We start from the raw sequence: 12,070 nt of genomic DNA, 5'->3' as shown, positions 1-12,070 counted from the left end.
GAGTTACCAGTTATAGTCGGACGCCTCCGTCTATTTCTATCACACGTCCACTGAAAAAGTCATTTTCAATAATGTAACGGGCACTATGCGCGATTTCATCAGGCTGTCCCCAACGACGTAAAGGCACCATGCTGAGCGCACGTTCGATCGCCTCTGGTTTCATCTGCGCCGTCATTGGCGTTTCGATAAAGCCCGGAGCGATGGCACCACAACGAATGCCAAACCGACCTAATTCCCGCGCCCAAGTAACCGTCATCGCCACCACGCCGGCTTTAGTCGCCGCATAGTTGGTCTGGCCAATGTTACCGGCGCGTGCCACGCTAGAGATATTGATGATCACGCCACCTTTACCCGCTTTGGCCATGTGTGCACTGGCTTCACGCCCGCACAAGAAGCTACCGGTCAGGTTCACATCTAATACTGACTGAAACTGTTGCAGTGGCATTTTATGTGTAATTTCACCATCTTTGCACTTAATCAGCATGCCATCACGCAAAATGCCAGCGTTGTTAATCAATACATTGATACCACCGAATTCCGCAGCAATGTCATTGAATACCTGTTCAACCGCAGCTTCGTCAGTGACGTTCGCGACATAGCCTTTAACCTGACGGGCGCCTTTATCACGACAAATCGTTTCAGCGTCAGTCAAGGTTTCTTGGTTCATATCAATTAATGCTAAGGCTGCGCCGGCCGCCGCAAAATGCTCTGCCATCGCACGGCCCAAGCCTTGTGCACCGCCGGTGATGACGATCGTACTGGTTGCAATATCCATGTTCTCTCCTACTTCTTCGTTGCCGGCGTAACATACTTGAAAATGCTCGAGAAATCTTCCCGACCATGGCCTAGTTGTGCCCAGCTACGATACAAATTCAAGGTCAGTGAACCCATTGGCGTGCTGGCCCCGCTGCGCAGCGCAGCTTGTTGCGCCAAGCCCAAATCTTTCGCCATCAAGTCAACCATAAAGCCACCTTGATAACCATTACTCGATGGTACAGTGTCCATCACTCCAGGACACGGATTATAAACTTCGAGCGTCCAGTTGCGACCCGAGCTTTGCAACATGATTTCTGACAACACTTGCGGATCCAAGCCATGGGCAATGCCCAATTGCAAGGCCTCAGAAGTACCAGCCATTAATACTGACAACAGCATGTTGTTGCAGATCTTAGCGACTTGCCCCGCTCCGGCGTCACCGGCGCGGAACACATTTTTACCCATGGCATTGAGCACTTCGCGAGCGCGTTCAACGCTGCTTTCAGCGCCGCCACAAATAAACGTCAAGGTACCGGCTTTCGCCCCACCAACACCGCCGGATACCGGCGCATCGATAAAGGCTATACCCGCAGCGGCAAGTTCGGCGCCAAGCTTGCGCGCGGTTTCGGCGCTGATAGTGCTGCAGTCAATCACCAAGGTCGACTTATCCAACCTATGTTGCAAGCCTTGCTCGCCTAAATAAACGCCCTCGACGTGATGATCGGCCGGCAGCATGCTAATCACAAAATCAGCATCACGGCAGACTTCAACAAGTTGCTTAGCGCGCTGACAACCTGCCGCTTCAGCTTGAGTTAATGCCTCTTCAGACAAATCAAAAACAGTGACGCGATGTCCAGCCTTGACCAGGTTGGCAGCCATTGGGCCACCCATATTACCAAGACCAATAAATCCTACTGTAGCCATAATTTGTTCCTGTCGTTCTTGAGCTTATGCACCTAAATCGGCAAGTGGATGTTCACCCTGCTGCCATGGTGAGGTGAAGAACGCATCTACCTCTTCCGCACTCACATCAGCCACTGAAGCATGTTGCCATTTAGGTTGCTTATCTTTGTCAATCAGCAATGCCCGAATGCCTTCAGCAAAATCACCGCGGGTTGCGCATTTCACCGATAATGTCAGTTCCAGTCGGAAGCAATCGGGCAAACTTAAATCTTTGCCTAAATGCAATTGATTCCACACCAAGTGTGCCGTCATTGGACAGCCATTGGCGAGGGTTTTGCTGGCACGACTGAGCCATTTGTCATCGCTCTCATGCGTCGTGATGGCCTCGACCACGCTGACCACATCGTCACCCGCAGTGAGTTGTTTGATCAGGTCATGTTGCGCTTCAACTTGCCCCGCTGGACGCAACTTGGCATCTTCGTTGCCCAACTGTTGCAACACATCGCTGACTTTCTGTTGATTCAAACTGGCGGTTTCCCCCCACTGAATCGCGCTAAGCGCATCCAACACCTGCTGCTTGCGTTCGCTCGCCACAAAATGGTCGGCAAGATGCAAGAACTGGGCATCACTGGCGTTCATGTGCGCACCGGTGAGGCCAAGGAATAGACCACAACCTGCTGGCATCTGGTTCAAGAAATGCGTCGCGCCAACATCTGGATACAAGCCAATGGTGACTTCCGGCATGGCAAGCAACGAGCGCTCAGTGACGATACGATGACTGGCGCCGTTCATCAGCCCCATGCCACCGCCCATGACGATCCCATCCGCCCAGACAATAAAAGGCTTCGGAAAGCTGTGGATAGTGTAGTCTAAGCGATATTCCTGGCTAAAAAAGTCAGCGACTTCGTCTACCAGTTCACCGGGCTGATCACGCATGGCCTTGTACATGGCAACGATATCACCACCCGCACAGAAGGCTTTTTCGCCAGCACCTTCAAGCCACACAGCGGCGATGTCATCGTCGCCTGCCCACTCATCCAACTTCGGTTGCAGTAGCTGAATCATGTCAAGACTCAGGGCATTTAGTGATTTTTCCGAATTCAAGCGCGCGATACCAAGGCGTTTACCGCACTCGGTAGTGCGCTCTTCAAACTGCACGACTGTTGTTTGTGCATCTGTCATTTGCTTCTCCTTGCGATTGCTGAGCGCCTAGAGAATGGCGCGATCGATATCAGCAAGTAAACGGCGACCGATAATCACCCGCATGATTTCGTTGGTGCCTTCGAGGATCTGGTGCACACGGACATCACGCACATGGCGCTCCAACGGATATTCTTTGATGTACCCGTAGCCGCCATGGATCTGCAGCGCTTCATTACAGACGTGGAAACCGACGTCGGTAGCAAAGCGTTTGGCCATGGCACAGTAAGTGGTTTTATCTGCATCATCGCTATCCACTTTGAATGCTGCAAGGCGCACCATTTGGCGCGCTGCTACAAGCTCAGTCGCCATATCCGCAAGCTTGAATTGCAAGGCTTGGAAGTGTCCTAATTGCTTGCCGAATTGCGTGCGTTCCAGCATATAGTTGCGCGCCGTATCCAGTGCCGCTTGCGCCGTACCAACCGAACAAACCGCAATATTGATGCGTCCGCCATCGAGCCCCATCATGGCAAATTTAAAGCCTTCGCCCTCTTCGCCTAACAGGTTTTGCGCTGGAATACGCACATCTTCAAAGGTAACTAAGCGGGTTGGCTGCGCGTTCCAGCCCATTTTCGCTTCTTTTTTGCCGTAACTGATACCTTCAGCGTCAGCCGGCACCACAAACGCCGAAATGCCCTTCGGTCCAGCCTCGCCGGTCCGCGCCATCACTACCAAGACATCGGTGCTGCCTGCACCCGAGATAAACATTTTCGAGCCGTTCAAAACGTAGTCGTCGCCGTCGCGCTTAGCGGTCGTGCGCAAGCTTGCAGCATCAGAGCCTGAACTCGGTTCGGTCAAACAGTACGAGCCCAGTTTCTCACCGGTCACCAGCTCTGGTACCCACTGTTCAATCACTTCGGGCTTGGCGAATGAACCAATCATCCATGCCACCATGTTGTGAATGGTCATCATCGCAGTGGTAGCGGTGCACCCCGTCGCTAGCTGTTCAAAAATCAGCGCAGCGTCGAGCCGACTCATGCCAAAACCACCTGCCGATTCTGGGGTGTACATCCCCATAAAACCCATTTCACCGGCTTTACGGAACACTTCGACAGGAAAATGGGACTGTTCGTCCCACTCCGCTGCAAAGGGTGCTAATTCTTTATCAGCAAAGGCACGCGCCGTGTCGACAAAGGCTTGTTGATCATCGGTTAAATTGAAATCCATGCGGTACTCCAATTACTTCAAGTGAATCGTCATATTTGGCCCGTTGGCATCAGCAATATCGCTTTCGAACCAACGCGCAGTAATGGTTTTGGTCTCGCTATAGAAGCGCACAGCTTGCTTACCGTAAGCATGCAAGTCACCAAAGAATGAGCCTTTCCAGCCAGTGAATGAGAAGAACGGCAGTGGCACCGGAATCGGAATGTTAATGCCGACTTGGCCCACTTCAACTTCATGTTGGTATTTGCGTGCAGCAGCGCCACTCGCAGTGAAAATCGAGGTACCATTACCGTAAGGGTTGGCATTCACCAACGCAATTGCATCTTCGAGTGTATCGGTGCCTGTTGCACATAACACTGGACCAAAGATTTCGTTTTTATAAATTTCCATATCGGTTGTGACACCGCTGAACATGGTCGGTCCGACCCAGTTGCCGTTAGGGAAGCCTTCAACCTGACAGTTCCGACCATCGACTAAGAGCTCGGCGCCTTCTTTCACCCCTTGCTCAATAAAGTTTTCGACGCGCTGTTTTGCTTGTGGGCTGATCAGTGGGCCGTAAGCGGCGTCTTTGTTGTCCCATGCACCAGGGCGAACTTTTGCCAACTCGGCCGCGACTTCTGGAATCCACTCTTGCGCCGCGCCAACAAATACCGCAACTGAAATAGCCATACAACGTTGACCCGCAGCACCTACCGAAGCACCTACCAAATTGCTAATCACTTGGCTCTTATTCGCATCAGGCATGATCACGCAATGATTCTTCGCGCCAGCAAAGGCTTGTACGCGTTTCATATTCTCGGTACCACGGCGATAAATATATTGACCGACCGGTACTGAGCCGACGAATGAAATAGCCCGAATCGCCGGTTCATCAAGGATAAAATCAACTTGCTCTTTGCCACCATGCAGCACTTGCAACACGCCTTTTGGCGCGCCAGCTTGCTCGAATAGCTCAACTAAACGTGTTGGCGTGAGTGGATCTTGTTCAGATGGCTTTAAGATAAAAGTGTTGCCGCACGCGATAGCCAATGGGAACATCCACAGTGGAATCATCGCCGGGAAGTTGAATGGGGTGATGCCTGCACAGACACCTAAAGGTTGCGTGTAGCTGTACGAATCAATGCCGCGTGCCACGTTCTCGACGGTTTCACCCATCAACAATGATGGAATATTCGCTGCGTGCTCAACAACTTCAATACCACGCCACACATCACCTTTAGCATCGTCAAAGGTTTTACCGGTTTCGCTCGCCAAGATTTCGGCAATTTCATCGTGATGTTCTTTCAATAATGCTTGATAGCGCATCATCACGCGCGCGCGCTCAGAAACCGGTACTTCCTTCCAAGTTAAAAAGGCTTGTTTGGCGCTGGCAACTGCCGCAGCCATCTCGTCCTGGGTCGCACACGGCACTTGCGCGATCACTTCTTGGGTCGCCGGATTCGTCACATCGATCCATTTGTCAGACTTCGACTGGACAAATTCGCCCCCGATATAAAGTGGAACTTTTTTACTCATTAGAAATACCTCGTTGTTCTGAATGGTTGCTATGCCGCGTATTTAAGCACTGAACACGCCGCTTTAACATTGACATTATTGCCCCTATAATGGACAAAGTTGTCATTAATTAGGTACAAGACCGATGAGCCAACCGTCCAGCTGGCCACTTCCTGCCGGTAGTTCTCGCGTGGTGTTGCCACTCGAGCTTACCAGTTACCTAGCGACCCATCCGTTGAGCCGCCACTTTTATCCGTTGGCCTATGGCCATTATCTCAGTGCCGCTGAGCATCATGTTGAAAGAACGCAGCACACTGACCATTTGCTGATATTTTGTCATCGTGGCCGCGGTCACTATCGCGTCCAGACCGCCGACAGCTGGCAATATGGTAGCCTCAGCAGCGGGCAATTGTTGCTATTACCGGCTGGCTTTGCCCATGCCTACTACGCCGATGCGCAAGAACCATGGAGCATTTACTGGGCGCACTTTAGCGGTAGCGCAGCGAAAAAAAGCATGGATTTACTTGGTCTAGCACCACCACAATTTAGTCTAGCCCTGCAAAACTGGCGTAGTCTGTTACCAAGCGTGACCGATTTGCTTAACTTGCAACACCAGCGCTGGCAAAAGCAGCGCGCCGTGCAGGCTGCCACCCTCTTACAAAACTTATATGCGCAACTGCCAGGACTTACTGAGACAACTCACACGGCCAAAGATTTCGACCTGCTTGCCCTCGAACGCTTCATGCAGGACAACAGCCATCGTGACCTTGATCTTGCCGATCTTGCTGCGGTGGTCGGTCTTTCACGCTATCATTTCGCGAAGAAATTTAAGACCGTCACCGGCACCTCGCCGATGCGTTACTTTAACGAGCTCAAAATCAAACTTGCGTGTCAGCAACTCGACACCAGCACCGACACGGTGCGCGCGATTGCGCAAAGCCTTGGTTTTGATGACCCGTACTATTTTTCGCGCTTATTTAAAAAAGTTATGGGGCTCGCCCCAAGCGATTACCGCGATAGTCATCGCCAGTTTTAAATTCGTACCAAACAAGGACCGCAAACTATGTGGATACTCTGGGCCGTCACCCTACTCTGGGCTGCAAGCTTCTCACTTATCGGTGAATTCCTCGCTGGCCGCGTCGATGGCTACATCGCAGTTTTTATTCGTATGGCCCTTGCCCTAGTATTGTTTTTACCGCTGTGGCGGCCACGCCGCCTAGCGTTATTGCGCCAATTGCAATTAGCCGGCATTGGCGCCATTCAAATCGGCATCATGTACCTGTTGCTCTATCATGCCTTCTTGTATTTGAGCGTCGCCGAAGTATTGCTCTTTACTATCTTCACCCCGTTGTACGTGACGCTGGTCGATGAAGTTCTATTTCAACGCAAACACTTACCGGCGCGCTGGTGGCTCGCAGCAGCATTGGCGGTAGTCGGAGCTGCCGTGATCCGCTTCAATCAACTCAGCGATGACTTCTTCACCGGCTTTTTGTTGATTCAAGGCGCTAACCTCTGCTTTGCCGCGGGTCAGGTATTTTATAAACGCTTACCACTTGGCTCTGAACGCAATCAATTGCATGTTTTCGCACTGTTCTTTATCGGTGCAGCGCTCACTACTGGCTTCGCTATGTTCAGTTTCGCTGACTTTACCATGATGCCTACCACAGCGACCCAGTGGGGTATTTTACTGTGGTTAGGGTTAGTCGCCTCTGGTGTTGGTTATTTGGCTTGGAACCTTGCCAGCAAACGCGTCAACACCGCGCAATTAGCGACCATGAACAACATGCTGATTCCCGCCGGACTACTGGTCAACTTTGCGTTTTGGGGGCAAGACATCAACTGGTGGCGTCTTGCCCTCGGTGCCATCGTCTTACTTGGCGCGGTAGCGCTTGCTTCGCGCCAACCGCGCTAAGGCTTACAGCAGCTCAACCGCAACCGCAACAGCTTCACCACCACCAATACACAACGAGGTCACACCGCGTTGTTTGTTGTGGCGACGCAGTGCATGCAATAGCGTCACTAGTAATCGCGCACCACTGGCGCCAATCGGGTGACCTAAAGCGCAAGCACCACCGTGGACGTTGACCTTGGCGTGATCCAATTGCATTTCATTGATCGCCAACATGGTGACCATGGCGAAGGCTTCGTTGATTTCCCATAAATCAACGTCATCTTTGCTCCAACCAATGTTGTTCAGTAATTTAGTCATCGCGCCAATCGGTGCGACGGTGAATTCTGCCGGCGCTTGCGAATGCGTGGCATGCCCTACAACGCGAGCTAGCGGCTGTAAACCACGTGCTTTAGCGTCGCTTTCGCGCATCAACACCAAGGCTGCAGCACCGTCTGAAATGGAACTTGAGTTCGCTGCGGTAATAGTTCCGTCTTGCGCAAACGCCGGACGCAAACCAGGAATTTTTTCCGGCATCGCTTTGCCCGGTTGTTCATCGATACTCACGGTCACGTCGCCTTTGCGCGTGCTGTAGGTCACGTCGACAATTTCTTCAGCAAAAGCACCCCCAGCAATGGCCTGTTGTGCGCGCGTAAGTGATTCAATCGCAAAAGCATCCATCGCTTCACGGTTTAAACCATATTTATCCGCAGTTTCTTGCGCATAGCAGCCCATGGCTTTGCCTTCGTAGGCATCTTCTAAGCCATCTAGCATCATGTGATCATAAATAGTGTCATGCCCCATACGGAAACCCGCACGCGCCTTTTTCAACAAATACGGCGCGTTGGACATACTTTCCATACCGCCTGCCACAACCACATCCGCCGAACCAACCTGTAGGAGGTCATGCGCAAACATCACTGCCTTCAAACCTGAGCCACAGACTTTATTGATGGTAGTTGCCCCAGCGCTTTGCGGTAACTCCGCATAAAGACTCGCTTGACGTGCGGGTGCTTGACCCAAGCCGGCAGGCAATACATTGCCCATAATGACTTCATTCACATCGTTCGCGCTTAGACCACTAGCAGCAACAGCTGCTTTGATCGCCTGCGCACCCAAATGCGGCGCCTCTAACGCGCTTAAGCTCCCTTGAAAGCCGCCCATCGGCGTACGTTTCGCCGCCACAATCACCACTGCATCAGACATAAAACCCCCTCCTCAAAAACCGTTATTCGTTATTCGTTATTCGTTAAGGTCGAAATCGAGGCTGTTTAAAAACCCATATCCCAACGGAAGTTAAGCCAAATTGATAAATAAAAACACAAATACGAAAAAACCTGCCACTAACGAATAACGAATAACGAATAACGTTGCTGTTTTAACCTTTACGTTAACGTCAACTTGGATTAAGCTTAACCCTCTCAACAGCCACAAGCAAGCAAAAATGAAAGACATCACCACCTACAGCATCGGCGAACTGGCACGTGAATTTGACATCACTACGCGCAGCATTCGCTTTTATGAAGATCAAGGCTTACTGACCCCGACTCGGCAAGGTCAAACGCGGTTGTACACCAACAAAGATCGGGTGCGGTTGAAACTGATTTTGCGTGGTAAACGCCTCGGCTTCTCGTTGGCCGAGACCAAGCGTCTGTTTGATCTTTACGACATGGAGAACAGTAGTGTTCGCCAGTTACATACCGTTTTAGAGCTGATTGATGATAAGCGCGCGTCGCTGCATCAGCAGCTCGAAGATATCAAAGTCCTATTAGTTGAACTCGGTAACCTTGAAGAGCGCTGTCGCGACGAACTGCGCGAGCTCGAGCAAGGCACACCACCAGCAGTGAGTCAGGAGTCCGTATGATTAATCAATTCAGTAGCCTCAATTTCGGCCTCGGCGAAACCGCCGAAATGATCCGTGAATCGGTGAATGCGTTTGCCCGCGACGAGATTGCCCCGCGTGCAGCAGAAATCGATGAGCAAAATGAATTCCCAAGTGATCTGTGGCGCAAAATGGGTGACCTCGGCCTACTTGGCATGACGGTTCCTGAACAATACGGTGGTTCAGGCTTAGGCTATTTAGAACATGTTATTGCAATGGAAGAGATCAGCCGCGCTTCGGCCTCTGTAGGCCTCAGCTATGGCGCGCACTCCAACTTGTGTGTGAACCAAATCGCTCGCAATGGTAATGAAGCGCAAAAGCAAAAATATTTACCTAAATTATGTAGCGGTGAGCACGTAGGTGCACTGGCCATGAGCGAACCTAACGCCGGCTCTGATGTCGTCAGTATGAAGCTGCGTGCTGAACTTAAAGGCGACCATTATGTGCTGAACGGCAATAAGATGTGGATCACCAATGGTCCTGATGCCGATGTGCTAGTAGTTTATGCGAAGACCAATCCTGAGAAAAACTCGCGCGGTATCACCGCATTTATTATCGAAAAAGACTTTCCTGGTTTTCGCACTGCGCAGAAACTCGATAAACTCGGTATGCGCGGCTCCAACACCTGTGAATTAGTGTTCGAAGACTGCAAAGTCCCGGTCGAGAATGTCATGGGCGAAGTCGATGGTGGCGTTGCGGTACTGATGAGTGGTCTCGATTATGAGCGTGCCGTACTCGCAGCAGGACCGCTGGGTATTATGCAAGCCTGTTTAGATGTGGTGGTGCCCTATATTCACGACCGCAAGCAGTTTGGCCAAAGCATCGGTCAGTTCCAGTTAGTACAAGGTAAAGTGGCAGATATGTACACCCGCACCAACGCTGCCCGCGCTTATGTGTATGCGGTGGCGCAAAGCTGTGACCGTGGCGAGACCACGCGTAAAGATGCCGCTGGAGCCATTTTGTATGCTGCCGAATTAGCCACCCAATTAGCACTCGATGCAATTCAATTACTCGGTGGTAATGGCTACATTAACGAGTACCCTACCGGGCGGTTGTTACGCGACGCGAAATTATATGAGATTGGTGCCGGCACCTCAGAGATTCGCCGTATGTTGATTGGTCGCGAACTGTTTAGCGAATCAGCGTAACTAGCTCAAGCAAGGAGAAGTCTGTGACGGTTCTAAATAGCTCGGTCAACGTAAAAGATGAAACCTTTATTGCCAATCAAAAGGCAATGCAGGAGGTCGTGGACGACCTGTACGCCAAAGTTGCCCAGATCAAACAAGGTGGCGGTCCCAAATATCAAGAACGCCACCTCGCGCGCGGCAAATTGCTCGCACGTCAGCGAATTGAAAAACTACTCGATAGTGGCTCACCATTTCTGGAAATTGGCCAGTTTGCCGCGTGGGATTGTTATGAAGATGAGGTTCCAGCAGCTGGCGTAGTTGCAGGTATAGGGCAAGTTGAAGGCGTGCAGTGCATGATCGTGGCCAACGACGCTACAGTCAAAGGCGGCACCTACTACCCATTAACAGTGAAAAAGCATTTGCGCGCGCAAGAAATTGCCGAGCGTTGCCACTTGCCGTGTATTTATTTAGTAGATTCTGGTGGTGCATTTTTGCCACGCCAAGACGAGGTTTTCCCAGACCGGGATCATTTTGGCCGCATTTTCTTCAACCAAGCGAATATGTCTGCCAAAGGCATCCCGCAAATTGCCGTTGTCATGGGGTTGTGTACGGCCGGTGGTGCTTATGTCCCAGCGATGGCCGATGAGAGCATCATTGTCAAAGAACAGGGTACGATCTTTTTGGCTGGACCACCGTTGGTTAAAGCAGCCACAGGTGAAGAAGTGAGCGCAGAAGAACTCGGTGGCGCCGATGTGCATACGCGCATTTCAGGTGTTGCCGACCACTTTGCGATGAACGACGAGCATGCCCTGGCATTGGCGCGTCGTTCTGTCGCACGACTTAATTTTAATCCCGCGCAGCCACTGCAACCCACAGCCGTGAAGCCGCCCCGCTATGCGGCCGAAGAACTCTACGGTATTGTCGGCACCGATTTGCGCAAGCCTTACGATGCACGTGAGGTGATTGCTCGCATCGTAGATGATTCCGATTTTGATGAATTTAAACAGAACTACGGCAATACCTTGGTCACTGGCTTTGCGCGAATTCACGGTTATCCGGTAGGAATCGTCGCCAATAATGGCATTCTATTCTCGGAATCTGCCCAAAAAGGCGCACACTTTATTGAGCTTTGCGCACAGCGCAAAATCCCCTTGGTGTTTCTGCAAAATATCACCGGCTTTATGGTCGGTAAAAAGTACGAGGCAGAAGGTATTGCCAAGCATGGCGCGAAAATGGTGACTGCCGTTAGTTGCGCGCAAGTGCCCAAGTTTACCGTGTTAATCGGTGGTAGCTACGGCGCCGGCAACTACGGCATGTGCGGCCGCGCCTACGACCCGACACTTATGTTTATGTGGCCGAACGCGCGCATTTCAGTCATGGGCGGCGAACAAGCGGCGGGTGTGATGGCGCAAGTCACCAAAGATAACCTAGCCCGCAAAGGCGAGAAAATGTCGGCCGCAGCTGAGAAAAAGCTGAAACAACCCATCGTTGAACAGTATGAAAAACAAGGCCACCCCTACTATGCGTCAGCCCGTTTGTGGGACGATGGCATCATTGATCCGGCGCAAACGCGCACGGTGTTGGGCTTGAGCCTGGCCGCCGCCAATAACGCTCCGATTGCCGACACTAAGTTCGGCGTGTTCCGCATGTAAGCCG

General features: G+C 51.6%; 11 protein-coding genes. 5 read left to right on the top strand and 6 right to left on the bottom strand.

Going from position 1 to position 12,070, the window contains the following annotated elements:
• Positions 1 to 10 precede the first annotated feature (10 nt).
• The 5 genes from IDAT_RS00240 to IDAT_RS00220 are packed head-to-tail and all read right to left on the bottom strand — an operon-like array spanning position 11 to position 5,538.
• On the bottom strand, positions 11 to 775 hold the full coding sequence (locus IDAT_RS00240) for an SDR family oxidoreductase (RefSeq protein ID WP_034729022.1): 765 nt from the start codon (positions 773 to 775) through the stop codon (positions 11 to 13).
• An 8-nt stretch (positions 776 to 783) separates the two neighbouring features.
• On the bottom strand, positions 784 to 1,680 hold the full coding sequence (mmsB, locus tag IDAT_RS00235) for a 3-hydroxyisobutyrate dehydrogenase (RefSeq protein WP_034729020.1): 897 nt from the start codon (positions 1,678 to 1,680) through the stop codon (positions 784 to 786).
• 24 nt (positions 1,681 to 1,704) lie between these two features.
• On the bottom strand, positions 1,705 to 2,841 hold the full coding sequence (locus IDAT_RS00230) for an enoyl-CoA hydratase/isomerase family protein (protein ID WP_034729017.1): 1,137 nt from the start codon (positions 2,839 to 2,841) through the stop codon (positions 1,705 to 1,707).
• A gap of 27 nt (positions 2,842 to 2,868) precedes the next feature.
• Positions 2,869 to 4,026 (bottom strand): acyl-CoA dehydrogenase family protein, encoded by a 1,158-nt coding sequence (locus IDAT_RS00225; protein ID WP_034729015.1) that lies wholly within the window; start codon positions 4,024 to 4,026, stop codon positions 2,869 to 2,871.
• 12 nt (positions 4,027 to 4,038) lie between these two features.
• Positions 4,039 to 5,538 carry a CoA-acylating methylmalonate-semialdehyde dehydrogenase gene (locus IDAT_RS00220; protein ID WP_034729012.1) on the bottom strand — a complete coding sequence of 500 codons (1,500 nt, stop codon included), beginning with the start codon at positions 5,536 to 5,538 and terminating at the stop codon, positions 4,039 to 4,041.
• A gap of 124 nt (positions 5,539 to 5,662) precedes the next feature.
• On the opposite strand from IDAT_RS00220, the gene IDAT_RS00215 reads away from it, so the two are divergent.
• Both IDAT_RS00215 and IDAT_RS00210 read left to right on the top strand, forming a co-directional pair.
• The gene (locus tag IDAT_RS00215) at positions 5,663 to 6,553 is read left to right on the top strand and encodes an AraC family transcriptional regulator (RefSeq protein WP_034729010.1); all 891 of its coding nucleotides are present in this window, start codon (positions 5,663 to 5,665) and stop codon (positions 6,551 to 6,553) included.
• 27 nt (positions 6,554 to 6,580) lie between these two features.
• Positions 6,581 to 7,429 (top strand): EamA family transporter, encoded by an 849-nt coding sequence (locus tag IDAT_RS00210; RefSeq protein WP_034729008.1) that lies wholly within the window; start codon positions 6,581 to 6,583, stop codon positions 7,427 to 7,429.
• Positions 7,430 to 7,432: 3 nt separating this feature from the next.
• Here IDAT_RS00210 and IDAT_RS00205 read toward each other — a convergent pair whose 3' ends face one another.
• On the bottom strand, positions 7,433 to 8,611 hold the full coding sequence (locus tag IDAT_RS00205) for an acetyl-CoA C-acyltransferase (protein ID WP_034729006.1): 1,179 nt from the start codon (positions 8,609 to 8,611) through the stop codon (positions 7,433 to 7,435).
• A 238-nt stretch (positions 8,612 to 8,849) separates the two neighbouring features.
• Between IDAT_RS00205 and IDAT_RS00200 the strand changes: the two genes are divergently transcribed.
• From IDAT_RS00200 to IDAT_RS00190, 3 genes are read left to right on the top strand one after another with little or no spacing between them, the layout of a single operon-like run.
• On the top strand, positions 8,850 to 9,269 hold the full coding sequence (locus tag IDAT_RS00200) for a MerR family transcriptional regulator (protein ID WP_034729004.1): 420 nt from the start codon (positions 8,850 to 8,852) through the stop codon (positions 9,267 to 9,269).
• A complete protein-coding gene (locus IDAT_RS00195) occupies positions 9,266 to 10,435 on the top strand; it encodes an isovaleryl-CoA dehydrogenase (protein WP_034729002.1) in 1,170 nt (389 codons plus the stop codon). The genes IDAT_RS00200 and IDAT_RS00195 overlap by 4 nt, the downstream gene beginning before the upstream one ends.
• Before the next feature lie 23 nt (positions 10,436 to 10,458).
• Complete coding sequence (locus IDAT_RS00190) at positions 10,459 to 12,066, top strand: carboxyl transferase domain-containing protein (protein ID WP_034728999.1); 1,608 nt, start codon at positions 10,459 to 10,461, stop codon at positions 12,064 to 12,066.
• Positions 12,067 to 12,070 lie beyond the last annotated feature (4 nt).

Source organism: Pseudidiomarina atlantica, from assembly GCF_000753735.1.
Taxonomy (GTDB): Bacteria; Pseudomonadota; Gammaproteobacteria; order Enterobacterales; family Alteromonadaceae; genus Pseudidiomarina; species Pseudidiomarina atlantica.
Note: the sequence above shows the minus strand (reverse complement) of the source record. Positions and strands in the feature narration are given on the sequence as shown.

Excerpts from the sequence above, each read along its gene's own strand:
- IDAT_RS00240 (WP_034729022.1), bottom strand. The coding sequence starts at position 775 with ATGGATATTGCAACCAGTACGATCGTCATCACCGGCGGTGCACAAGGC.
- IDAT_RS00215 (WP_034729010.1), top strand. The coding sequence starts at position 5,663 with ATGAGCCAACCGTCCAGCTGGCCACTTCCTGCCGGTAGTTCTCGCGTG.
- IDAT_RS00210 (WP_034729008.1), top strand. The coding sequence starts at position 6,581 with ATGTGGATACTCTGGGCCGTCACCCTACTCTGGGCTGCAAGCTTCTCA.
- IDAT_RS00200 (WP_034729004.1), top strand. The coding sequence starts at position 8,850 with ATGAAAGACATCACCACCTACAGCATCGGCGAACTGGCACGTGAATTT.
- IDAT_RS00195 (WP_034729002.1), top strand. The coding sequence starts at position 9,266 with ATGATTAATCAATTCAGTAGCCTCAATTTCGGCCTCGGCGAAACCGCC.
- IDAT_RS00220 (WP_034729012.1), bottom strand. The coding sequence starts at position 5,538 with ATGAGTAAAAAAGTTCCACTTTATATCGGGGGCGAATTTGTCCAGTCG.
- IDAT_RS00230 (WP_034729017.1), bottom strand. The coding sequence starts at position 2,841 with ATGACAGATGCACAAACAACAGTCGTGCAGTTTGAAGAGCGCACTACC.
- IDAT_RS00225 (WP_034729015.1), bottom strand. The coding sequence starts at position 4,026 with ATGGATTTCAATTTAACCGATGATCAACAAGCCTTTGTCGACACGGCG.
- IDAT_RS00205 (WP_034729006.1), bottom strand. The coding sequence starts at position 8,611 with ATGTCTGATGCAGTGGTGATTGTGGCGGCGAAACGTACGCCGATGGGC.
- mmsB (WP_034729020.1), bottom strand. The coding sequence starts at position 1,680 with ATGGCTACAGTAGGATTTATTGGTCTTGGTAATATGGGTGGCCCAATG.